The sequence below is a fragment of the Pseudomonas sp. zfem003 genome (assembly GCF_032621675.1).
In the GTDB taxonomy this organism is placed as follows: domain Bacteria; phylum Pseudomonadota; class Gammaproteobacteria; order Pseudomonadales; family Pseudomonadaceae; genus Metapseudomonas; species Metapseudomonas otitidis.
Map to the genome: position 1 here is coordinate 136,665 of NZ_JAVYJG010000001.1, position 21,666 is coordinate 158,330.

The 21,666-nt window shown below is 68.4% G+C and carries 18 protein-coding genes; 8 read left to right on the top strand and 10 right to left on the bottom strand.

What is annotated here, in order from left to right:
* Nucleotides 1-14: 14 nt before the first annotated feature.
* Together RTK35_RS00730 and RTK35_RS00735 are read right to left on the bottom strand one after the other, a co-directional pair.
* Nucleotides 15-1,727, bottom strand: coding sequence for a putative 2-aminoethylphosphonate ABC transporter permease subunit (locus tag RTK35_RS00730; protein WP_316907110.1), 1,713 nt, complete (start codon nt 1,725-1,727; stop codon nt 15-17).
* The gene (locus tag RTK35_RS00735) at nt 1,727-2,776 is read right to left on the bottom strand and encodes a putative 2-aminoethylphosphonate ABC transporter ATP-binding protein (protein WP_316907111.1); all 1,050 of its coding nucleotides are present in this window, start codon (nt 2,774-2,776) and stop codon (nt 1,727-1,729) included. Before RTK35_RS00735 ends, RTK35_RS00730 begins: the two co-directional genes overlap by 1 nt.
* Nucleotides 2,777-3,004: 228 nt before the next feature.
* Here RTK35_RS00735 and RTK35_RS00740 point away from each other — a divergent pair, with 228 nt between their 5' ends.
* A complete protein-coding gene (locus tag RTK35_RS00740; RefSeq protein WP_316907112.1) occupies nt 3,005-3,475 on the top strand; it encodes a hypothetical protein in 471 nt (156 codons plus the stop codon).
* Between the two features lie 81 nt (nt 3,476-3,556).
* Here the strand turns inward: RTK35_RS00740 and RTK35_RS00745 are convergent, their stop codons facing one another.
* Nucleotides 3,557-5,416: a zinc-dependent metalloprotease family protein gene (locus tag RTK35_RS00745; protein ID WP_316907113.1), complete on the bottom strand. Its 1,860-nt coding sequence runs from the start codon at nt 5,414-5,416 to the stop codon at nt 3,557-3,559.
* Between the two features lie 20 nt (nt 5,417-5,436).
* On the bottom strand, nt 5,437-6,129 hold the full coding sequence (locus tag RTK35_RS00750; RefSeq protein ID WP_236215029.1) for a hypothetical protein: 693 nt from the start codon (nt 6,127-6,129) through the stop codon (nt 5,437-5,439).
* Nucleotides 6,130-6,930: 801 nt separating this feature from the next.
* Here RTK35_RS00750 and RTK35_RS00755 point away from each other — a divergent pair.
* Both RTK35_RS00755 and RTK35_RS00760 read left to right on the top strand, forming a co-directional pair.
* Nucleotides 6,931-7,602, top strand: a complete 672-nt coding sequence (locus RTK35_RS00755; protein ID WP_236212679.1) for a hypothetical protein — start codon at nt 6,931-6,933, stop codon at nt 7,600-7,602.
* 20 nt (nt 7,603-7,622) lie between these two features.
* Nucleotides 7,623-9,464: a zinc-dependent metalloprotease family protein gene (locus RTK35_RS00760; RefSeq protein WP_316907114.1), complete on the top strand. Its 1,842-nt coding sequence runs from the start codon at nt 7,623-7,625 to the stop codon at nt 9,462-9,464.
* Nucleotides 9,465-9,510: 46 nt separating this feature from the next.
* Here RTK35_RS00760 and RTK35_RS00765 read toward each other — a convergent pair whose 3' ends face one another.
* Nucleotides 9,511-10,380 (bottom strand): LysR family transcriptional regulator, encoded by an 870-nt coding sequence (locus tag RTK35_RS00765; protein WP_182852916.1) that lies wholly within the window; start codon nt 10,378-10,380, stop codon nt 9,511-9,513.
* Nucleotides 10,381-10,710: 330 nt separating this feature from the next.
* On the opposite strand from RTK35_RS00765, the gene RTK35_RS00770 reads away from it, so the two are divergent.
* A complete protein-coding gene (locus tag RTK35_RS00770; RefSeq protein WP_044410320.1) occupies nt 10,711-11,076 on the top strand; it encodes a hypothetical protein in 366 nt (121 codons plus the stop codon).
* A 116-nt stretch (nt 11,077-11,192) separates the two neighbouring features.
* Here RTK35_RS00770 and RTK35_RS00775 read toward each other — a convergent pair whose 3' ends face one another.
* A complete protein-coding gene (locus RTK35_RS00775) occupies nt 11,193-11,414 on the bottom strand; it encodes a hypothetical protein (protein ID WP_208276565.1) in 222 nt (73 codons plus the stop codon).
* A 224-nt stretch (nt 11,415-11,638) separates the two neighbouring features.
* Here RTK35_RS00775 and RTK35_RS00780 point away from each other — a divergent pair, with 224 nt between their 5' ends.
* The gene (locus RTK35_RS00780; RefSeq protein ID WP_316907115.1) at nt 11,639-12,217 is read left to right on the top strand and encodes a GNAT family N-acetyltransferase; all 579 of its coding nucleotides are present in this window, start codon (nt 11,639-11,641) and stop codon (nt 12,215-12,217) included.
* A gap of 324 nt (nt 12,218-12,541) precedes the next feature.
* Nucleotides 12,542-12,928: a hypothetical protein gene (locus RTK35_RS00785; protein WP_316907116.1), complete on the top strand. Its 387-nt coding sequence runs from the start codon at nt 12,542-12,544 to the stop codon at nt 12,926-12,928.
* A 75-nt stretch (nt 12,929-13,003) separates the two neighbouring features.
* Here the strand turns inward: RTK35_RS00785 and RTK35_RS00790 are convergent, their stop codons facing one another.
* The 4 genes from RTK35_RS00790 to RTK35_RS00805 are packed head-to-tail and all read right to left on the bottom strand — an operon-like array spanning nt 13,004 to nt 17,736.
* Complete coding sequence (locus RTK35_RS00790; RefSeq protein ID WP_044410309.1) at nt 13,004-14,131, bottom strand: acyl-CoA dehydrogenase family protein; 1,128 nt, start codon at nt 14,129-14,131, stop codon at nt 13,004-13,006.
* 11 nt (nt 14,132-14,142) lie between these two features.
* Nucleotides 14,143-15,330, bottom strand: a complete 1,188-nt coding sequence (locus RTK35_RS00795) for an acetyl-CoA C-acyltransferase (protein WP_316907118.1) — start codon at nt 15,328-15,330, stop codon at nt 14,143-14,145.
* 10 nt (nt 15,331-15,340) lie between these two features.
* Nucleotides 15,341-16,108 (bottom strand): 3-hydroxyacyl-CoA dehydrogenase, encoded by a 768-nt coding sequence (locus RTK35_RS00800; RefSeq protein ID WP_160483246.1) that lies wholly within the window; start codon nt 16,106-16,108, stop codon nt 15,341-15,343.
* Nucleotides 16,109-16,125: 17 nt separating this feature from the next.
* Nucleotides 16,126-17,736: an acyl-CoA synthetase gene (locus RTK35_RS00805; RefSeq protein WP_316907120.1), complete on the bottom strand. Its 1,611-nt coding sequence runs from the start codon at nt 17,734-17,736 to the stop codon at nt 16,126-16,128.
* 228 nt (nt 17,737-17,964) lie between these two features.
* Between RTK35_RS00805 and RTK35_RS00810 the strand changes: the two genes are divergently transcribed.
* Together RTK35_RS00810 and gbpA are read left to right on the top strand one after the other, a co-directional pair.
* Nucleotides 17,965-19,770, top strand: coding sequence for a monovalent cation:proton antiporter-2 (CPA2) family protein (locus RTK35_RS00810; RefSeq protein ID WP_236212688.1), 1,806 nt, complete (start codon nt 17,965-17,967; stop codon nt 19,768-19,770).
* A 234-nt stretch (nt 19,771-20,004) separates the two neighbouring features.
* A complete protein-coding gene (gene gbpA, locus RTK35_RS00815; RefSeq protein WP_316907121.1) occupies nt 20,005-21,549 on the top strand; it encodes an N-acetylglucosamine-binding protein GbpA in 1,545 nt (514 codons plus the stop codon).
* Nucleotides 21,550-21,666 lie beyond the last annotated feature (117 nt).

Genomic DNA, 21,666 nt, shown 5'->3' on the forward strand with positions numbered 1-21,666 from the left:
GGGATCTCCGTGGATCAGTGGCCGGGCGCGGTCTGGCGCCAGGCCTGGGAGCGGCGCAGCAGGCCGCGCGAGGCCCCGGCCAGCAGCAGCGAGACGGCGGCCGAGGTGAGCAGGATGAGGGTGGACATGGCGGCCGCGCCGCCGACGTTGCCGGCGTCGTCCATGTTCAGCACGGCGACGGCGGCGAGCACGCTGTCCGGGCTGTAGAGGAAGATCGCGGCGGACACGGTGGTCATGGCCGAGACGAACAGGTAGCGGACGATGTCCAGCAGCGCCGGCAGGCAGATGGGCAGCGTCACCTTCAGGTAGTGGCGGTACAGCGGCATCTTCAGCGACAGCGCGGCGGCCTCGAACTCGCCGTCGAGCTGGCGCAGCGCGGTGCTGGCGGTCATCTGCGCGGTGGTGAGGAAGTGCGCGATGGAGCACACCACCAGCAGCGTCATGCTGCCGTAGAGACCGTGCAGCGGGTTGGCCGGCAGGTTGAAGAAGAAGACGTAGCCCAGGCCCAGCACCAGGCCGGGTACCGCCATGGGCACGAAGCTGAGCAGGCGCAGCACCTGGTTCAGGGCGCGCTGGCCGTGGGTCTTCTCCATCAGCCAGGCGCCGGTGAAGATCAGCGCGCCGCCGAACAGCGCGGTGCAGGTCGCCAGGGTCAGGCTGTTGCGGTACGCCAGCCAGCCGCCGCCGGCGGTTTCCTCGAAGGCGTAGTGACGCAGGGACAGCGACAGGTTGTAGGGCCAGAACTTCACCAGCGAGGAGTACACCGCCATGCCCAGCACCCCCAGCAGCACGGCGCAGACCAGCAGCACCAGGGCGAGGAAGCCGGCATCCCGCAGGCGCGAGGGCTTGGGCTGGTGGACGTGGGCGCGGCCGCTCATGGCATCGCCCTGGCGCCGGCGCAGCCAGGCATCGACGCCGAAGCTGAGCAGCGCCGGCAGCAGCAGCACCATGCCGATCAGCGCACCGCGACCGAACTGCTGCTGCCCCACCACCGCCTTGTAGGCCTCCAGGGCCAGCACCTGGTAGTCGCCACCCACCACCACCGGCACGCCGAAGTCGGTGATGGTCAGGGTGAACACCAGGCAGAAGGCGGCGAACACGGCCTGGCGCGTGGCCGGCCAGGTGATGCTGCGGAAGGCCTTCCAGGGCCCGGCGCCCATGCTGGAGGCGGCGTCGAACAGGCGGCCGTCGGCCAGGGACAGCGCCGAGATGAGGATCATCAGCGCATGGGGGAAGGTGTAGATGGCCTCGCCCAGGACGATGCCCCAGAAGCCGTAGATGTTGTCCGGCAGCCAGCCACGCAACAGGCCCTGGTTGCCGAACAGGTAGATCAGCGCGATCCCCGGCAGCATCGAGGGCGCCAGCAGCGGCAACAGCGAGATGCCGCGCCACAGCCCCTTGGCCGGGATCAGCGTGCGGGTCAGGGCGTAGGCGAACAGGTAGGCCACCGGCACCACCAGGGCGGCGACGCTGAGGGAGACCTTGAGGCTGTTGCCCAGCAGCCAGTGGAAGTTGGCGCTGGCCAGCAGCTCGCGGGCGGCCACCAGGCCACCGCCCTGCCCGGCTTCACCGCTGAAGCCGCGCCAGAAGATGGCCGCCAGGGGCAGCACCACAGCGACGGCGAGGAAGGCCAGGAACAAGCACTTGCCGCCCTGGATGAACAGGCGGTCCCCCAGGTCGCCCGGGCGACGGCGGGCACTCTGCGGCAGGGCCAGGGTGCGCTCCATCAGGCGAACACCTGCAGGCTGCGGGACGGCAGCGCCACCCAGATGTCCGGCCCGCCGAGGCGCGGCATCTGCGCCGGGTCCAGCTCGGCCAGCAGCGGGTGGCCGGGCAAGGCGTCCAGCTCGAAGCTGACCCGGCAGCGGTTGCCGAGGAAGGTGATCTCGCGCACCTGGGCGCGGAAGCGGTTGTCGTCGTCCTGGCCGGGCTCCACGGCGATGGCCTCGGGGCGGCAGAACAGCTGGCCACTGGCGCCCTCGCCCGCCTGCTCGGGCAGGCACAGGCGCAGGTCGCCGACCCGGGCATGGCGCCCGTCGCGGCCCTCGAACGGCAGCCAGTTGCCCTGGCCGACGAAGCTGGCGACGAAAGGCGTGGCCGGGCGCCGGTAGATGGCTTCGGGGGTGTCGTACTGCTCGACCCGGCCGTGGTTCATCACCGCGATGCGGTCGGCCATGAGCATGGCCTCGTCCTGGTTGTGGGTGACCATCAGGGTGGTGATGCCCAGGCGCTTCTGCAGCTGGCGAAGCTCGGTGCACAGGTGCTCGCGGACGCGGGCGTCCAGCGCCGACATGGGCTCGTCCAGCAACAGCAGCGACGGCGACGGCGCCAGGGCACGGGCCAGTGCCACGCGCTGCTGCTGGCCACCGGACAGCTGGCCAGGGTACTTCTTCTCGCTGCCGGTCAGGCCCACCAGTTCGAGCATCTGCGCCACGCGCTGGCGGGCTTCTTCACGGCTGGCACCGGTGAGGCCGTAGGCGATGTTCTGCTCGACGCTGAGGTTGGGGAACAGCGCATAGGACTGGAACAGGATGCCGTAGTCACGGGCCTGGGGCGGCAGGTGGGAGATGTCCCGCCCGCCCATGCGCAGCACGCCGGCATCCTGCCGCTCCAGCCCGGCGATGCAGCGCAGCAGCGTGGTCTTGCCACAGCCGGAGGGGCCCAGCAGGCACACCAGCTCGCCTTCGGCGATGTCCAGGGAAACCGCGTCCAGGGCGGTGAAACTGCCGAAGCGCTTGCGCACTTCGCAAGCCTGCAGATAGGGGGTGGCGGACATGACAGGACCTCGCAGAACACTGGCGCACCGCAGGAAGCGCGGTACGGCTCGACGAGGCTGATGCTAGGGAGCAAATGCGAAATCCATGTGGCGATAACCCCAAGCCCACCGATAGTGGCATTGGCGGATTTGGTATAGGCCAGCGCTCTGGTAGTGTGCACAGCGGCCGGCGCGGCCGCGCCGGGACGGGCTTCAGGGCCCATCGATCCATGGAGAAGGAGACTCAGCATGCCGAACGAACACCGCCCCCGCCCCCATCGCGCCGTTGTCCTGGCGCTGGCCGTCATGGCCCTCGGACTGGGTGGCTGCAGCACCCACCCGCCGGAGAAGAAGCAGGGCCAGATCCTGGCCGAGGCCCTGGCGAAAACACCGAACCCCACGCAGGCACGCGAGCTGGTCACCGTCACCATCCCCAGCCACGGAACCCTGGCAGACCAGTTGGCGATCGCCTCCGGCGGCGGTGCCAACGCCACTCAGCTGGCGGCGCTGCTGAGCCAGGTGGCGCGCTCGTCCACCCCGCGCGTTCTGGTCATCGGGGGTGCGCCGGCACTGGACGCCGCGGTCATGCAGGGGGCGCTGAAGGGCCAGCGACTCGAAGGCCTGCAGGTGATCTTCGCGGGTCTGCCGGAACAGGAGGCGGACATCGCCACGCTCGTCCGCGCTGCCGGCGCGCGTTTTGATTTCGTTTCGAGGCACTAAGAGGCAAGACGGGGCTGGCATGCGACTGCCAGCCCCTGGTTGGAAAGCCCGGCCCCTGCAACAGGGACCGGGCGTGCGGGCTTAGAGCCGGTTGAGGCTGACGTTGTCCAGGTACAGCGACTGGTCGGAGCGGGTGCTGAGCACCATCAGCTCCATGCGCCGGTAGGTTCCGGCTGGCACCTGGAAGCTCTGCTGCAGCTTGCCCCAGGCGCCGCCCTGGGTGTTCACCACGCCCAGGGACAGCAGCCGGCCGTTGCCGGCGGTGTCTTCCAGGTAGAGGTAGGCATAGGCCAGCGCGGCGATGCTGGTGGTGCGGCCCACCATCACGTCGGCGGCGAAGCGGTAGGACAGCCCCGGCTGCACCTTGCCGGCCAGGAGCAGGCTGGCGCCGGTGCCGTCGGCCTTGCGGGCGTACACCTCCAGGGACTTGCCGGTGGTTGCCAGGGCGGTCAGCCGGGTGCTGCCGTAGAAGCCCGCCCAGTCGCCGATGGCGCTGTCGAAGTTCCAGCTGAAGGCGGCCGGGGTCACCGGGGTGACGGGGTTGGTGGGGGTCACTTCGCTGAGTTCCACCTCATCCAGCAACACAGCCAGGCGGTTGACGCTGACCAGGCCCAGGTAGGTGTTGCGGATGACGCTGGCCGGCGGCTGGTAGACGAAGGTGACGTCGATGGGGGTGAACTCAGTGCTGGTCACCGACTTGATCACGCCGTTGGCCGTGCTGTAGCTGATGCCGGCGTTCTCCTCGTGAACCATGCCCAGGTAGACGTTGCCGCGCACGTTGGTGCCCTTGAGCATCACCTTGGCCTTGAGCCGGTAGGTGGCGCCGACCTTCAGTGCGCCCACCGAGGTGGCCAGCACGTCGTCGCGGCCGGCCGGCAGCTCGAACTGCAGGGCGTCGTCACGGCAGGTCTTGCCGACGTTGAGGGTGCTGAGCTTGGCCAGGTTGAGCAGTGCCTTCCAGCCATCCAGGGTGCGGAATTCGCCGTTGGCCACCAGGCCCTTGAGCGCCGGTTTGTCGCACCAGGCCGTGGTGACCGGCGGGGTGGGCGTCGTCGGGGTGGTGGGTGTGGTCGGCGAGGTGGGGGTCGTGGGCGTAGTAGGCGTCGAGGTCGGGTTGACCGTCTCGGGCACCTTGGTCGGGCGCAGGGCGGCGATCTGCGCGGCCATGTCGTTCAGCGCCCGGGCGGCGTCGGCGAAGCTGGCACGGCCGCAGGCCTGGTTGGCGCAGGTGGTATCGACCACGTTAGGCGTGGAGAACAGCGGTGCCTGCACGGACGCGTTGAACACCTGGGGGTAGGCCATGATGGTGGAGAAGCGCCCCTGTACCCCGTAGCCCCGGCCCCACTCGTAGGTGCCCTGGTGAATGCCACGGGCCAGGTAGGTGTAGTAGCCCTCGGTCTGGTCCTGCTCGTAGGAATGGCGCAGCCCCATGTTGTGGCCGATCTCGTGGGCCATGGTGCTCAGGCTGCAGTCCACCCCGGTGATGCCGTAGGCACTGGCCCAGGCACCGTTCTGGAAGGTGCCGCTGTTCTTCGGCCCGGAGAGCACGTAGCCGATGCCGCACACGCCATAGCCCTGCCCCACCTGGGTGCGGCTGATCAGCTGCACCACGTCGGCGCCGTAGGTTTCGCGCAGCTGCTGCACACGCGGGTCGGCGGCGAAGGCGGCAAGGTCATTGGAGGAGATGGTCGGGTAGCTGGCCCAGGTGAGCGGCTGGGCGTTGACCAGGCGCAGGCGCAGGTTGACGTTGCTTTTCTTGTAGGCGTTGTTGGCGAACTCGATGTAGCTGGCGATGCGGGCGTTCATGTCCCGCCCGTTGGGCAGGGCCTGGGCGTCCTTGGTGTAGAGCACCAGGATGTCGACGGTGCGCGGTTCGGTGGTGGCGGCTTGGGTGAAGGGGGCCAGCAGGAGCAGGGCCAGGCAGGCGAGCAGTTTCTTCATGGTCATCGTTCCTGTAGCGCTCAGCCGCGGGTCGGCGGCGGGAGGGGCTGCAACGGCGTGGAATCGGGGGTCACGAGGGCGTCCGGGGTGGCACGCATCAGCAACTGGTTCTGGTCGGTCACCAGGGTGCTGCCGGTGGCGTTGTCCACCACCATGGACAGGGTCTGCTCGCGGGTGGCGAGGGTGATGTGGGTCTCCAGCTGGCCCTTCACCACGGTGAGGGTGTCTTCCGGCTGGCCGCCCTCCACCGGGCCGCTCCAGACGGCAGCACCGCCAGTGTTGTGGGTCTCGTCCAGCGTGGCGCGCAGCGGTGCCTGGCGGCCGGGCACGCCCAGCTGCAGGGTCTTGCCGACGGACAGTTCACCCAGGGAGGTGGTCGCCACCTGGGTGCGGTAAAGGGTCATTTCCTGCTGTTGCTCGGGCACCAGGGAGTGGCTGTCCCAGAGTTCGACCAGGGTGTCGGTGGGGGCGTCCGCCACGGGCACCGTGGCGACATGGGGTGCCGGCACCACGTTCACCGCAACCGGCATCGGGCTGGCCGCTACGGGGGCACCCGCCATGACCGGGGCGACGGGCAACGGAGCCGCCGATGCTGCTGGCAATGGGGTGTGCTGGGTAACGGCCGGAGCCGATGGGGCATCGCGCAGGAGGACGGCAAGGGTGACACCTGATGTGACCAGGGCAACCGCCAGGTAGAGGAGCGTACGGGGCATGACCACCTTCCCATGTTTCACCCGGCACAGCCGGGTGGCAGCGAAACCACGGAAGAGCATCCCTGACGAACCGTGGAACAGGTTCGACCGTTGCGAGGGGTAACGGCCAGTTGTTCGATTTATTGACGCCGGAAAATTGATATCACAGTGCCTTCATTGGTCATAAATACGCTTTCGCTATTAGCAAAGCGCTGGATCACACCATTGCGCTGCTACCCCGCCTGCTACCGATCCCTGGCTTCCTGAAGGACGTTACACGGCTCGCAGAAAGTTGAACGCGTTCAACTTCCGCAAGTGAACCAACCACCACCTTAAACAGTTCCTCAATGGCCATCGGGATAATTGGGATTTCTCGCACATTGCTGGTTTGACAGCCTCGCCGCCAATCGTGGGTAATTACGAAATCCGGCGGTATCCAACAGCGAACAACTGATAACACGTCGCCATCATCGACGTAATCGCTAGACAAAATCCTTTGATTACAAACGGTTGTGAAGCACTCCAGTGCGTGCCGCTTCACTTCTGCGCTATTCCCTTAGTTGGCTTCATGCAACTTAAGACACTGGCAATCTGATAGTAGAAACGAATTGTTCAATTCAAACCGACACCGCACGTTTGAATAAGTAGTACCCACTTCATTCGGAATTAATTCACCGGCTCAACCGAACAGCCCCTTGCGTCGTCATTGAATTCAATGGCTGGCCTTTGCCTGCCCGTTGATCGAACCCGCCTGCGCATCACGGACGTGCTCCGGCGGATCACGAGAGACCCGGCCCAGACCGGGTGAAAAAGGAGAACCCCATGCGGAAAACCTGGCTCTACTCGGCCGTCGCCCTGGTGACGGCCGGCACGACCCTCGCCGTCCTGCTCAAGGACGCGCCAGCACAAGGCGATCAGGCGCCGGTGGCCTCGGCACCGTCCGACACCCGCCCGACCCCGTCGCCGTCCCTGGCAGACGCCGGCAGCCTGCCGCAAGCCGCTGCCCCGGTCGCCGCGAAAGCCTCACCAGCCGCTCCGCAGGATGTACCCCCAGCCACCACCCTGGCCCTGTGGGCGCCTGACACCCTGCGGGCCGAGGATCAGGACGGCATGACCGTCTACCACACCCGGACCTCCCCCGACCTGCTGGGCGCGCTCGCCGTGGGCCGCACCCTGCAACTGGGCGTACCGGGTCGCCAGGAGCCCCTGCGAGCCAAGCTGGACGAGACCCACAACACCGGCAGCACCGCCGTGTGGAGCGGCCCGGTGGAGGGCGGCAGCGACGCCGACACCCTGACCGTGGTGAAGGGCCAGCTGGAAACCCACATCACCCTCGCCACCCCCGAGCAGACCCTGTCCTTCGTGGTGGACAACGCCACCGGCGCCACCCAGGTGACCGACCAGAACGCGCTGCTGATGCGCGCCACGCCGGACCCGATCGTCACCCCCGACGCCAAGCAACTGCCTCCCCTGCCGCCGCCCGCCCAGGGCTGATCCCACAAGGAACGTCTCCCATGAAAAGACTCTTCATCGGTGCCCTGCTGGCCGTCGCCGTCCAGGCCGCCCATGCGGCCGAGCCGCGCACCGTCGACATCCTGGTGCTCTACACCAAGGACGCCCAGGCGCTGCCCAACGGCCGCGACATGGACGCGCGCATCGCCAGCTACATCGAGTACGCCAACAACGCCTACAAGAAAAGCAACGTCGACCTGCGCCTGCGCCTGGTGCATCGCCAGCTGCTGGACTGGGCCAGCTACCCCACCGTCTCCAGCCGTGACCTGGCCGCCTTCGCCGCCGACAGCCGCGTGCAGCAGCTGCGCGAGACCTACGGCGCCGACATGGTCCACCTGATCGGTCGCACCCAGGACGGCCAGGGCTACGGCGTGTGCGGCATCGGCTATGTGCTCTCCGGGCCGAAGAACAGCGGCACCTTCAACTCCGGTTCCGCCAACAGCGCCTACGCCATCACAGGCGTCGACTGCAGCCTGAGCACCATGGCCCATGAGATCGGCCACAACATGGGCCTGCGCCACTCTTACGAGCAGGACCAGACGGAGGGCTACTACCAGTCCGACTGGCACCAGGGCACCTTCGAATGGAGCCGTGGCTACGGCGTGCAGGGCCAGTTCTCCACCATCATGGGCTACCCACACGTGTTCAACGCCCGCGTCCAGGCCCCGCTGTTCTCCTCGCCGCGCGTGGTGGACAGCACCTGCGCCAACCAGGCCTGCGGCCAGGAGAACCACGCCGACGCAGCCCGTGCACTGAACGCCATGGCGGCACAGATCGCCGCCCTGCGCGCCACCAAGGTGCCGGAGACGCAGAACCCCACCAACCCGGGCACCCCCACCACCCCGCCGACCACGCCCCCGACCACACCGCCCACCACGCCGACCCCGGCCTGGTGCAACAAGCCGGCGCTCAAGGGCCTGGTGGCCAATGGTGAATTCCGCACCGAGGAGGGCTGGCAGGCCCTGCTGGGCTATGGCACGACGAGCCTGGTGAACGTCGGCAAGACCTGCCGCGACAACGCCCTGCTGCTGGAACTGCCCAACGGCGGCAGCGACATCCTCGCCACCCCGGTCACCGCCCTGCGCGAAGGCGCCCGCTACCGCCTGCGTGCCAAGGTCATGCTCAAGGGTGCCAATGCCCGCGGCAACCTCTACCTGGGCATCCTCCACGAGGCCAACGACCGCATCAGCTACAGCAGCGCCTCGGGCGTGACCCAGTCGGTGACCAGCAGCGAGTTCACCACCCTGGAACGCACCTTCACCTACACCCGCGCCCAGACCCCGCCGCGCACCACCTACGTGGGCCTGATCAGCCGCGACGGCCTGAGCGTGCTGGTGGACGAAGTGGAGCTGACTGAGGTGACCGAGCCGAAGCCCACCACCCCGACCACCCCCACCGTCCCCTCGACGCTGGCGTGGAACTTCGAGAACGGCGCGGCCGGCTGGGCCGGTTTCCACGGCACCACCCGCCTGGTGACCCTGGGTGGCAACACCGGCACCTCGCTGGAAAGCTACGCCCGCCTGTACGAAGGCAGCGGCGCCAGCATCCCGCTGCAGGGCAAGGTGCAGGGAGGTTTCGGCTACCGCCTGGCCGCCGACGTGATGATCGGCCGCAACGCTGCCATCAAGGGTCTCACCTACGGCTACCTGTACCTGGAAGACACCAGCGGCCAGGGTCGCTACCTGCCCCTGGGCATGAGCGGCACCGTGGGCGGCGCCTGGAGCCGTCTGCAGCAGGACGTGCAGATCCCCGCCGGCACCTACCGCCGCGTGGAGCTGCTGGTACTGGGCACCCGCAAGGACCAGTCCCTGTACCTGGACAACGTCAGCTTCAACCGGCTCTGAGCCACAGCCCCCGGCCTTGCCGGGGGCTTTCCCTTCTGCGGCCCCGTCAGCGGCCCTCTTCGCAAGCCTCGCGCGCCAGGGCCATGAACGCGGCCGGCAGACGCGCCTGGCGGCGGTCCTTCAGGCAGTACAGGTATTCGTCGATCACCGGCGCGCCTTCCAGCTCCACCACCCGCAGCTCCGGGTTATCCGGCACTTCATGCCGCGCGATGATGCTGATGCCGATGTTGCGGATCACCGCCTCGCGGATGGATTCGCGGCTGCCGATCTCCAGCAGCGGTCCCACGTCGATGCCCGCCTCCGCCAACAGGCGCTCGGTGATCTGCCGGGTGATCGAACCGCGCTCACGCATCAGCAGGTCATGGCCCCGCAGGGCCGCCACCTGCACCAGCCCGGCAGCGGCCAGGGGATGGCTGCGGTGCACCGCCAGCACCAGCGGATCACGGCCGAGCAGCAGGCGCGTGAGGCGCGCATCCTCCACTGGCTGCGATGAGGCCGCCAGGTCCACCCGGTACTCGTCCAGCGCCTCCAGCACCTGCTGGGAGTTGCCGATCTCCACCGACACCTCGATCTGCGGGAAGCGCTCGCGGAAGCGCCGCACCAACCCCAGCACGTAGTACGGCGAGGTGGCGCCGATGCGCAGGGTGCCCTGCATCTGCCCGCTGTTGCGCAGGAAGAACTCGATGTCCGCCTCCTGTTGCAGCAGCTCGCGCACCATCGGCAACAGCCGCACGCCCTCCTCGCTCAGGGTCAGCCGCCGTCCGCCGCGGTGGAACAGCTCCACGGCGTAGCGGCTCTCCAGGTTGCGGATCTGGGTGGTGACGGTGGGCTGGCTCAGCCCCAGCTTCTTGGCGGCCTGGGTGATGCTGCCCAGGCGGGCGACCATGTGGAAGGCCTTGAGCTCGGCACAGAGCATGGGGAAGGTTCCGGACTGCGGGAAGGCGCCGATTATAGGCACGAAGATGACGGGATTCACCGCCGTTCAGGCCCGACAGCCGCCCCCGGTTCCCGAGGCGGAGAGGCATGGATGGGCCGGTAATGCCAGCCCGGTCACACCGGCTAGCACACCCGTACTATTCAAGGCCGCCAAGCGCCTCCCTAGACTTCCGTCCACGGCGTCCAGGCCTGCCCTCGGCACCTTTGAAAACGCAGCCCGTTTTCAAAGGTGCCCCTGTGGGTCGCTCGCCCACGACCCGGCCCTGCTCCCCTCCAGGGCCACTCCGCCCGCCCAACAAAGGAATGCCCGATGAACCTCCAAGGAATCGCCGCCGGCTTCGCGCTCGTTTCGGTCATCTTCACCACGTCCGGCTGCCTGCCGCAGAACACCCAGTCCCAGGGCCTGATGAACCAGGGCCGGCAGCCCACCCAGGTCGCCTCAGCGAACTCACCCTGCACCCCCAACGCCGCAGCCGACCTGGTCTCCACCGGGCGCAGCCTGCTGGAACTGGGGACCACCCTGATGCAGACCAAGGCGAACATGGACAGCTCGCGCACCGGCTACTCGAACTACACCATGCAGGACGTGGAGAACGCCCAGAAGATCAAGCAAGGCCAGGACGTGCTGAACAACGTCGAAGCCATCACCGGCGGCCCGCAGGCGCCCTGCAGCTAAACGGCCTGCCAACCGCTTTCCCGTGGTTCGCGTACAGGGACGTACGTGACGCGGGGCTTTCCCCCTCCCCGAGCCGGGAGCCGGTGCGCACAGGCACCGGCCCTTCCCGCCCTTCGTCAGTGACGCTTGCCCAGCCCGGCCCGCGAGGCCAGCAGCCCAGGGCGATGCCCCGGCATCGGGCCGTCGCCGGACACGCCATTCACACCCCCAGCCACCGGCCGGCGAACCGACGGGCTGGAATGGAAGAGGTTGGATTCTGGCAGTTCGGGCCCGTCGCAGCCCAACAGGAAGAGATCCAGCAGGGCCAGTGCGGAAGAGCAGTCACGAGGCGTAGCCATGGTCGTTCTCCATGAGTCATTCAATCCGATGGAGCCATGCTGAACCTCCCATCGGCCCTTCCCTTGATCTGGATCATTTCCGCCGTTGCCACGCCTGCGACAACCCGGCGCAGCCCGCTTCCCGCCAGGATTGATCCCGATCAATCGTGCACGCGACCAGGGGCGTAAACAGGAGCCATACGCCGCGCTCAACGCGCGCACCGGTTTCGAACCTGTATGGAGACATGCCCATGTCCGCGCTCAACACCGCGATTGCCCAGCCCGCCCATCCCCTGCCGCTGCACGCCGCGCCCCGTGGCGAGTACTGGATCGAGCCCCTGGAGGACGGCACCCACGTCCTGATCCGCCCGCTGCGCGAGGATGACCGCGAGCGCGAGCGCGCCTTCATCAACCGCCTGTCGCCCGAGGCACGCCACAACCGCTTCCTCGGCGAATTCCGCGAAGTGGCGCCTTCGCTGCTGGAGCAATTGATGGACGTGGACGACCACGACCGCGTGGCCCTGGTCGCCCTGGCCCACGTGGACGGTGAACTGCTGGAAGTCGGCATCAGCCGGTATGCACGGGTCAGCGATGAGAAAGGCGAGTTCGCCGTCACCGTGGCGGATGAGTGGCTGCGCCGTGGCCTGGGCAGCGTCCTGCTGCGCCACCTGATCGAAGCCGCCAAGCGCAATGGCATTCGCGGCCTCTACTCCATCGACTCGGCCAGCAACGCCGGCATGCGCGGGCTGGCCCGCCGCTTCGGCATGCAACGCCGCCGTGACGAAGACGACCCCACCCAGGTGGTGCACAAACTCGCCCTCTGACACCCCCTGCCTACCTGCAAGCCCCGGCCCCGTGCCGGGGCTTTGCTTTTCCGGGCGACGCACTCGGCGCCCTGGCGATCAGATAAATCTGAAAACGCCGCATCTTCCTTGAGTGCGCCTACGGGCCCTCGCTAGAGTCGCCCGCCACGACGGTCAACCTGTGAACGGGTTCACACATGAACGTGCAGCGCCCCCGTTCCGGCTGACCTCCCGGACCATTCCGACCAGCCAGAGGCCTGACAAAAGGCCCAGACAGGACACCCGCCATGCGTACCCAATGGACCTCCCCGGCTGCCGCAGCCGACCGCCACCCGGAGCCCGCCCATGCCTGACGCCACCTTGCTTCCCCGGCCCCACCAGGACCTGCTGCTGCGGGATATACGCGCGCCTGAGCAGACCCTGTTCGACGCCGCGCCCCTGAACGACCCGCTGCGTTTCCCCACCCTGGAGGACTTCTCCGACGAGGTGCTGGACGTGCGCCGGGACTCCCCGCCGGAAGCCTGCCGTGATCTCGGCAACTACCGCCTGGTGCAGGCCACCCACCTGGTGCAGCGCATCCGCGACGAGCTGGAGGCCGACGGCAACTCCCACGCGGCTCACCAGCGCGAACGCCTGTTGTCGGGGCTGGAGGCCCTGCTGATGGACGCCTACCTGATGTTCGCCCGCAGCCAACCCGGCATCGCCCCGCCACCGCGCAAGCCGGTGGCCTGAGGTACAACGCGGAGCCGCGAGGCTCCGCGCGCACGAACGCAGCATCACCGAGCGCAGGCACTTTTCGTAGAGAGCCTAGAGGCTCCGCGCAATCACCATCCGCTGCACATCCGACGTCCCCTCGTAGATCTGGCACACCCGCACGTCGCGGTAGATGCGTTCCACCGGGAAGTCCTTCAGGTAGCCGTAACCCCCCAGGGTCTGGATGGCCGCCGAACACACCTCCTCCGCCATTTCCGAAGCGAACAGCTTGGCCATGGAGGCCTCCGTCAGGCAGGGCATGCCCGCTTCACGCAGGCTGGCGGCGTGGTGGACCATCTGCCGCGCCACGGCGATGCGGGTGGCCATGTCCGCCAGGCGGAAGGCCACTGCCTGGTGCTCGATGATCGGCTTGCCGAAGGTCTTGCGCTCGTGGGCGTAGTCCCGCGCCGCCTCGAACGCGGCCCGTGCCATGCCCACCGACTGAGCGGCAATGCCGATGCGCCCGCCCTCCAGGTTCGACAGCGCGATGCGGTAGCCCTCGCCCTCCTCGCCCAGGCGCAGGGCGGCAGGGATGCGCACGTCATCCAGCTGGATCTGGCAGGTGTCCGAGGCGTGCTGGCCGAGCTTCTCCTCCACCCGCACCACCTGATAGCCAGGGGTGTCGGTGGGGACGATGAAGGCACTGATGCCCTTCTTGCCGGCTTGGGGGTCGGTCACGGCAAAGACGATCACCACCCCCGCATGACTGCCGGAGGTGATGAACTGCTTTGCGCCGTTCAGCACGTAGTGGTCGCCATCGCGCCGGGCACGGGTGCGCAGGTCGCTGGCATCGGAGCCGGCCTGGGGCTCGGTGAGGGCGAAGGCGCCGATCATCCGTCCTTCCGCCAGTGGCCGCAGGAAGCGGGCCTTCTGCTCCTCGCTGCCGAACTTGAGGATGGGCATGCAGCCCACCGAATTGTGCACGCTCATGATGGTGGAGCAGGCGCCGTCACCGGCGGCGATCTCCTCCAGGGCCATGGCGTAGGCCAGGTGGCCGGTGGCCGCCCCGCCCCATTCTTCCGGCACCAGCATGCCGAGGAAGCCCAGCTCGGCCATCTCGCGGATGGCCTCGGCGGGGAAGCGGTGCTCACGGTCCCAGTCGGCCGCGAAGGGCTTCAGCCGCTCCTGGGCGAACTGGCGGGCCACGTCGCGGATCTGGATGTCGTCTTCGGAGGGAATCATGACGGGCTCCTTCAGCCGATGAGTTCGAGGGCCACGGCGGTGGCTTCGCCGCCACCGATGCACACCGAGGCCACGCCGCGCTTCAGGCCGTACTGGCCCAGCGCATTGAGCAGAGTCACCAGCACCCGCGCGCCGGACGCCCCGATGGGGTGCCCCAGGGCGCAGGCGCCGCCGTGGATGTTGATGCGGTCGTGGGCGATGTCCAAGTCACGCATGGCCACCATGGGCACCACGGCGAAGGCCTCGTTGACCTCGAACAGATCCACCTCCGCCAGGCTCCAGCCGGTGCGCGTCAGCAGCCGCTGGATGGCACCCACCGGCGCGGTGGTGAACAGGTTGGGCGCGTGGGCGAAGGACGCATGGCCGGCAATCCGGGCCAGCGGCCTGAGGCCGCGCTTCTCCGCTTCGGACTGGCGCATCAGCAGCAGCGCGGCGGCGCCGTCGGAGATGGAGCTGGCATTGGCCGCCGTCACCGTGCCGCCGTCGCGGAAGGCCGGCTTCAGGGTCGGGATCTTCTCCAGGCGCGCCTTGGGCGGCTGCTCGTCCTGATCGACGGTGCGGGTCTCGCGGCCGGCCCTGGCCTCCACGGCGACGATCTCGGCGGCGAAGCGCCCCTCGCTCATGGCCTTCTGCGCGCGGGTCAGGGAGGCGATGGCGAAGGCGTCCTGCTGCTCGCGGGTGAAGCCGTAGGCCTGGGCGCAGTCCTCGGCGAAGGTGCCCATCAGGCGGCCCTTGTCGTAGGCGTCCTCCAGGCCGTCGAGGAACATGTGGTCGAGCACCTTGCCGTGGCCCATGCGGTAGCCGGAGCGGGCGCGCTCCAGCAGGTACGGCGCGTTGGACATGCTCTCCATGCCGCCGGCCAGCACCACGTCGGCGCTGCCGGCGGCCAGCAGGTCGTGGCCCAGCATCACCGCCTTCATGCCCGAGCCGCACATCTTGTTCACCGTGGAGCAGACCACGCCGGCCGGCAGCCCGGCACCGAGCGCGGCCTGGCGTGCCGGCGCCTGGCCCTGGCCGGCCTGCAGCACGCAACCGGTGATGACTTCGTCCACGGCGTCGGCGGCCAGCCCGGCGCGCGCCAGGGCCGCGCGGTTGGCGGCGGCGCCGAGCTGGGCGGCGGTCATGTCCTTGAAGTCGCCGAGGAAACCGCCCATGGGGGTGCGGGCGGCGCTGACGATCACGATGGGGTCATGGTTCATGGGGTTCTCCTTACTTGGCCGCCATGCGGATGGCACCGTCGAGGCGGATCACCTCGCCGTTGAGCATCACGTTCTCGACGATGTGGCGCACCAGCGCCGCATACTCTGCCGGGCGCCCCAGGCGCGGCGGGAACGGCACCGAAGCGCCCAGGGAATCGCGCACCTCCTGGGGCATGGCGGCCATCATCGGCGTCTCGAAGATGCCGGGGGCGATGCACATCACGCGGATGCCCGAGCGCGCCAGGTCACGGGCGATGGGCAGGGTCATGGCGGCCACACCGCCCTTGGAGGCGGAATAGGCCGCCTGGCCCATCTGCCCGTCGAAGGCCGCCACCGAGGCGGTGTTGATGATCACCCCGCGCTCGCCCTCGGCATTGGGTTCGGCGGCGGCCATGGCCTCGGCGGCCAGGCGCAGCATGTTGAAGCTGCCGATCAGGTTCACCTCGATCACCCGGCGGAAGCTCTCCAGGCCGTGGGCGCCGTTGCGGCCCACCACCTTCTCCGCCGGGGCGATGCCGGCGCAGTTGACCAGCCCGTGCAGGCCGCCGAAGGCCTCCTTGGCGGTGGCAACAGCCTGGCGGGCGTCGTCCTCGCGGGTGATGTCGGCACGGACGAAGCGCGCGCTCGCGCCCAGCTCCTCGGCGGCGGCGGCACCGGCGTCGGCATTGATGTCCACCAGCACCACGCGGCCGCCCTGCCCCACCAGCTCGCGGGCGGTGGCCAGGCCGAGGCCGGAGCTGCCGCCGGTCACCAGGAATACGGATTGTTCGATACGCACGTTGTGTTCTCCTCGGATCAGTGGGCAGCGGCCTGGGCCTTGGCGATCTCCTGGTTGCGCAGGAGGAAGCGCTGGATCTTGCCGCTGGGGGTCTTGGGCAGTTCCGCGACGAATTCGATCTCGCGGGGGTAGGCATGGGCCGAGAGGCGCTTGCGCACGTACTGCTGCAGCGCCTCGGCCAGGGGTTCGTCCGGCGCGTGGCCGGCGTGCAGCACCACGAAGGCCTTCACCACCTCGGTGCGCTCCGGGTCGGGCTTGCCGATCACCGCCGCTTCGATCACCGCCGGGTGCTCGATCAGCGCGCTCTCCACATCGAAGGGGCCGACCCGGTAGCCGGAGGTGGTGATCACGTCGTCGGCACGCCCGACGAAGCTGATGCTGCCGTCCTCGTTCAGCTCCACGGTGTCGCCGCTCAGGTAGTAGTCGCCGACGAAGGCGCGGGTCTGCATGGCGCGGTAGCCGGGGAACCAGAACAGCGGCGAGCGCGCCCGGTCCAGCGCGAGGATGCCCGGCTGGCCGGGCGGCAGCTCGCGGTGCTGCTCGTCCAGCACCACCACGCGGTGGCCGGGCATGGCGAAGCCGGCAGCGCCCAGGCGCACCGGGTGCTCCAGGGCGTGGTGGTTGCACAGCACCATGCCCAGCTCGGTCTGCCCGTAGTGGTCATGGATGGTGCAACCCAGGCCCTCGGCGAACCAGCGGATCACCTCCGGCGTCAGCGGCTCGCCGGCGCTGCTCACCGCCCGCAACCGGCCCTTCAGGGCGGCTTCCACTTCGTCGCGGGCGGCCAGCAACAGGCGGAAGGCCGTGGGCGAGCCCGCCAGGTTGGTGATGCCGTACTCGCGGATCACCCGGCAGGTGCTCTCCACCGTGAAGCCACCCTCGAAGAAGGTGGTGGCGTGCCCCATGGCCAGCGGACCGGTCACGGCGTAATACAGGCCGTAGGCCCAGCCGGGATCGGCAAGGTTCCAGAAGCGGTCCTCGGGGCGCAGGTCCACCGCGTCGCGCATGTAGCTGACGAACGCGGGAATCGCCTTCAGCGGCACCTCCAGCGGCTTGGCCAGGCCGGTGGTGCCGGAGGTGAACATCAGCAGGAAGGGGTCCTCGGCCCGGCGCAGCACCGGCTCGAAGGCAGTGGCCTGGCGTTCCAGCTCCGGCCGGAAGTCATCGCCCACCGTCAGCTCCGGCGGCGCGTTCTCCACCTCGTCCAGCTTGCTGCGGTTGCCCAGGTCGGTGACCACCAGCTTCGACCCGGCGCTGTGCACCCGGTGCTCGATGGCCTTGGGCCCGAAGGCGGTGAACAGCGGCTGGTAGATGGCCCCCGCGCGCCAGGTGCCGAGGATGGTGATGAGCAGCTCCGGCGTGCGCGGCAGCATGCCCGACACGCAGTCACCCGCGCCGATGCCCCGGCTGGCCAGCAGGTTGGCGAAGCGGGCGGAGGCCGCGCGCAGCTCACCGAAGGTCCAGCGCGCCCGCTGGCCATCACGGCCCTCCCACACCAGCGCCAGGGCCTCCGGCGGGTGGCGGTCGCAGCATTCGGTGCAGGCGTTGAGCGCCGCCGGATCACCGGCCAGCCCGGCCCAGGCGGCGTCGAGGTCGAAGGAATGGGCAGCCGAGAAGTAGTCGCGCATGGGTAACTCCGTCTTGTTCTTGTGGGGGAGCGTGGGCGGATGATCCGGCGCACCTGCAGCACGGGCAATGTCGAAAGCCACCGATCAGGGCGAGCGTTTTTGACACTCGCCCCTGCGATCCAGAGCCCCGCACGGGGGCCAAAAACGGTGACAGCGGCCAGTAGCAGCCCCTATCCTTGCCCTCCACCCGCCTGTAGGCACCGTTCCCGCTTTACCAAGGATTCCGCCATGCCCCATGAAGGCAGCTCGTTGCAGGTCGCCGTCGTCTTCCTGCTCGCCGCCGTCCTCGCCGTTCCGCTCGCCCGTCGCCTGCACCTGGGCGCGGTGCTCGGTTATCTGTTTGCCGGTCTGTTCATCGGCCCGTCCGTGCTCGGGCTGGTGAATGACCCGCAGAGCGTCGCCACGCTGTCCGAGCTGGGGGTGGTGCTGTTGCTGTTCATCATCGGCCTGGAGCTGTCGCCCAAGCGCCTGTGGGTGATGCGTCGCTCGGTATTCGGTGTCGGCCTGGCCCAGGTGCTGTTCACCGGGGCCTTGATCGGCAGTGTGGCCGGGTTCGGCTTCGCCCAGAGCTGGCAGGCCTCGGTGGTGCTCGGCCTGGGCCTGGCGCTGTCGTCCACGGCGTTCGGCCTGCAGATCCTCGCCGAGCGCAAGGAGCTGACCAGCCCCCACGGGCGCCTGGCCTTCGCCATCCTGCTGTTCCAGGACATCGCGGCGATCCCGCTGATCGCCCTGGTGCCGCTGCTCAGCGGCTCGGCCACCCCGGAGCAGGACGGCGGCGGCCTGCGCCACCTCGCCGAGGTGGTGGGCAGCATCGGCCTGGTGATCATCGGTGGCCGCTACCTGCTGCGCCCGGTGTTCCGCGTGGTGGCCCGCACCGGCCTGCAGGAGGTGTCCACCGCCACCGCGCTGCTGGTGGTGATCGGCACCGCCTGGTTGATGGAGGAAGCCGGCGTGTCCATGGCCCTGGGCGCCTTCCTCGCCGGCTTGCTGCTGGCCGACTCGGAATACCGTCACGAACTGGAAGCGCAGATCGAACCCTTCAAGGGCCTGCTGCTCGGCCTGTTCTTCATCAGCGTGGGCATGAGCACCGACCTCGGCCTGCTGCTGCGCCAGCCGCTGCTGGTGCTGGGCCTCACCCTGCTGCTGGTGGCCTGCAAGTTCCCGGTGCTGTACCTGGTGGCGCGCGTGGCGGGCCGCCTGGTGCGGCAGAGCGCCCTGCGCCTGGCCGTGGTGCTGGCGGCTGGCGGCGAGTTCGCCTTCGTGGTGTTCAAGATGGCCCGCGAGCACCGCCTGGTGGATGCCGACCTGCACGGCTATCTGGTGCTGGCCATCACCCTGTCCATGGCCATGACGCCCCTGCTGATCCTGCTGGTGAGCCGCTTCGCCAAGACGGCGCCGGCCCCCGTGGAGGTGCCCGAGGAGTACCAGCGCATCGAAGGCGATACCCCGCGCGTGGTGATCGCCGGCACCGGGCGCATGGGCCAGATCATCGCCCGTGTGCTGCACGCCCAGCGCGTGCCCTTCCTGGCGCTGGATACCTCGGTGGAAACCATCGAGCTGTCCCGCAGCCTGGGCCGCATCCCGATCTTCTACGGCGACCCGCTGCGCCCGGAGATCCTCCGCGCCGCCAAGGTGGACAAGGCCGAGTTCTTCGTCATCGCCACCGACGACCCGGTCACCAACCTGCGCACCACCGAACTGGTGCACCGGCTCTACCCGCACCTGAAGATCATCTCCCGCGCCCGTGACCGCCAGCACGTGCACCAGTTGCTCGACCTGGGCGCCATGCCGGTGCGCGAGACCTTCTATTCCAGCCTGGAGATGGCCCGGCAGATCCTCCTCGCCATGGGCCTGCCGCCCGAGCAGGCGGAGGCGCGCATCCGCCGCTTCCAGCGCCACGACGAGGAAGTCCTGGCGGCCCAGTACAAGGTCCACGGCGACACGGCTGCCATGCTGCAGACCGCCCGCGAGGCCCGTGCCGAGCTGGAGACCCTGTTCGACGCCGACCGCATCGAGGACCAGGCGGTCAAGTAGCTGCCCGCGTCCCGCCCTCCCCGCGCCGCCGGTCCACCCAGCGGCGCTGCCTTCCCGCCCCCATACCCGCAACCCTGAGCGGCCGAACGGCTTTCGGACTCGTCCCATGTGAGCGCTCCGACCCCAACGGCATTCTGGCCCCAGTCCCGAGATGCAGGGGCTGGAGAAGACCCCATCGACCCCACGCCTGCATCGAGGGCTCCTTTAAGACCTATCCACAAGGACCTTCAACGCATGCGCAAGCAGAGCCTTCGCAAACTCCCCCTGGCCCTGGCCGTCGGCCTCGCCACCCTGGCTTCCCAGCAGGCCATCGCCCACGGCTACATCGAAATCCCGAAATCCCGCTCCTTCATGTGCGCCTCCACCGGCGGCAACCTGAACGCCAGCTGCGGCGACATCCAGTACGAACCCCAGAGCGTTGAATACGCCCCGCCAGTTGACCATCACCTGAATGGCAAGTGGTGCGGCGGTACCTTCCAGGAATGTGGACCGGCAGAAGGCACCATTGCTGCAGGTGGCATCAAGCGCTTCAGCGAGCTGAACGAGCAGACCGCCACCCGCTGGAACAAGACCACCATCAAGCCCGGCCTGCAGGACTTCACCTGGTACTACACCCAGGGTCACGCCACGGCCTACTGGCAGTTCTACATCACCAAGAAGGACTGGAACCCCAACCAGCCGCTGACCCGCGACGCCTTCGAAGCCACGCCGATCGCCCACGAGCAGTTCATCCCGGGTGTACATGAGCGTCCCCAGGCCAACGGCAGATCCGTTCACAAGGTGAATGTGCCGGCTGACCGCAGCGGCTACCACGTGATTCTCGCCACCTGGCGCGTTGGCGACACCGACGCCACCTTCTACCAGGCCATCGACGTGAACATCGACAACGATCAGGCCGGTGGTGGCGAAACCCCGCCGCCCGCTCCGGAGTGGAACCTGATCGGTGCCGTGCAGCCGGAAGCCCTGAGCATCGGCGATACCGTGATCCTGCGCGCCTTCGACAAGAGCACCCAGCTGAACACCGTCGAGCTGAAGATCGCCACCGCTGAACAGGCCCAGGCCAACACCTGGCCCTTCCTGCTGGCCCAGAAGGTCAACGCCGGTGACTACGGCTACAAGCTCGGCGAACTGAACACCGCTGGTGAGATCGTCCCGAACTACGGCCGCAACGGCATCCACGTGAAGGCCGACAGCAAGGTCACCAACGTCGAAGTCCAGAAGGACAAGCCCTCCGTACCGGGTTCCCTGAACCTGACCGGCCTGGCCTCCAGCTACCAGATCAAGGACGGCAAGGCTGACCTGCACTTCAACGCCATCGCACAGGGCGGCGAGTACCAGATCAAGGCCACCGTGCTCAACACCAAGGGCGAGACCATCGCTCACAAGGAAGCCGCGCCGGGCAATACCCCGCACATCCACATGGCGCTGAACAACGTGGAAGCCGGCGAACATGACCTGGTGGTCGTGGCCACTCCGAAGAAAGGCGAGCTGCTGCAGCAGACTCACCGCTTCACCCTGATTGCCGAGCCGGGTAACGGCGGCGGCGAGAACCCGGGCGAAGGCGGTGGCGAGAACCCCGGCACCGGTGACTACGACTTCGTCTTCCCGGATGGTCTGCAGAGCTACAAGGCCGGCACCACCGTACTGGCGAAGGATGGCAACACCTACGAGTGCCTGCCGTTCCCGGCCAGCGGCTACTGCAAGCAGTGGACCAGCGGTTCCACCCAGTTCGAGCCCGGCAAGGGCACCCACTGGAACATGGCCTGGAAACGCAAGTAACCCGAGCCTGCAATAAAAGGAGCGTGGCGCCTAGCGCCACGCTCCTTTTCGTTTCAATGGGAACAGCGCCCCTGTCCACGACGCCTGGCTCGTGTGCAGCACCCACGTCCCGTCCAC

Excerpts from the sequence above, each read along its gene's own strand:
- RTK35_RS00790 (WP_044410309.1), bottom strand. The coding sequence starts at position 14,131 with ATGATTCCCTCCGAAGACGACATCCAGATCCGCGACGTGGCCCGCCAG.
- RTK35_RS00810 (WP_236212688.1), top strand. The coding sequence starts at position 17,965 with ATGCCCCATGAAGGCAGCTCGTTGCAGGTCGCCGTCGTCTTCCTGCTC.
- RTK35_RS00765 (WP_182852916.1), bottom strand. The coding sequence starts at position 10,380 with ATGCTCTGTGCCGAGCTCAAGGCCTTCCACATGGTCGCCCGCCTGGGC.
- gbpA (WP_316907121.1), top strand. The coding sequence starts at position 20,005 with ATGCGCAAGCAGAGCCTTCGCAAACTCCCCCTGGCCCTGGCCGTCGGC.
- RTK35_RS00760 (WP_316907114.1), top strand. The coding sequence starts at position 7,623 with ATGAAAAGACTCTTCATCGGTGCCCTGCTGGCCGTCGCCGTCCAGGCC.
- RTK35_RS00785 (WP_316907116.1), top strand. The coding sequence starts at position 12,542 with ATGCCTGACGCCACCTTGCTTCCCCGGCCCCACCAGGACCTGCTGCTG.
- RTK35_RS00745 (WP_316907113.1), bottom strand. The coding sequence starts at position 5,416 with ATGAAGAAACTGCTCGCCTGCCTGGCCCTGCTCCTGCTGGCCCCCTTC.
- RTK35_RS00770 (WP_044410320.1), top strand. The coding sequence starts at position 10,711 with ATGAACCTCCAAGGAATCGCCGCCGGCTTCGCGCTCGTTTCGGTCATC.
- RTK35_RS00780 (WP_316907115.1), top strand. The coding sequence starts at position 11,639 with ATGCCCATGTCCGCGCTCAACACCGCGATTGCCCAGCCCGCCCATCCC.
- RTK35_RS00775 (WP_208276565.1), bottom strand. The coding sequence starts at position 11,414 with ATGGCTACGCCTCGTGACTGCTCTTCCGCACTGGCCCTGCTGGATCTC.
- RTK35_RS00755 (WP_236212679.1), top strand. The coding sequence starts at position 6,931 with ATGCGGAAAACCTGGCTCTACTCGGCCGTCGCCCTGGTGACGGCCGGC.
- RTK35_RS00735 (WP_316907111.1), bottom strand. The coding sequence starts at position 2,776 with ATGTCCGCCACCCCCTATCTGCAGGCTTGCGAAGTGCGCAAGCGCTTC.
- RTK35_RS00750 (WP_236215029.1), bottom strand. The coding sequence starts at position 6,129 with ATGCCCCGTACGCTCCTCTACCTGGCGGTTGCCCTGGTCACATCAGGT.
- RTK35_RS00740 (WP_316907112.1), top strand. The coding sequence starts at position 3,005 with ATGCCGAACGAACACCGCCCCCGCCCCCATCGCGCCGTTGTCCTGGCG.
- RTK35_RS00805 (WP_316907120.1), bottom strand. The coding sequence starts at position 17,736 with ATGCGCGACTACTTCTCGGCTGCCCATTCCTTCGACCTCGACGCCGCC.
- RTK35_RS00795 (WP_316907118.1), bottom strand. The coding sequence starts at position 15,330 with ATGAACCATGACCCCATCGTGATCGTCAGCGCCGCCCGCACCCCCATG.
- RTK35_RS00730 (WP_316907110.1), bottom strand. The coding sequence starts at position 1,727 with ATGGAGCGCACCCTGGCCCTGCCGCAGAGTGCCCGCCGTCGCCCGGGC.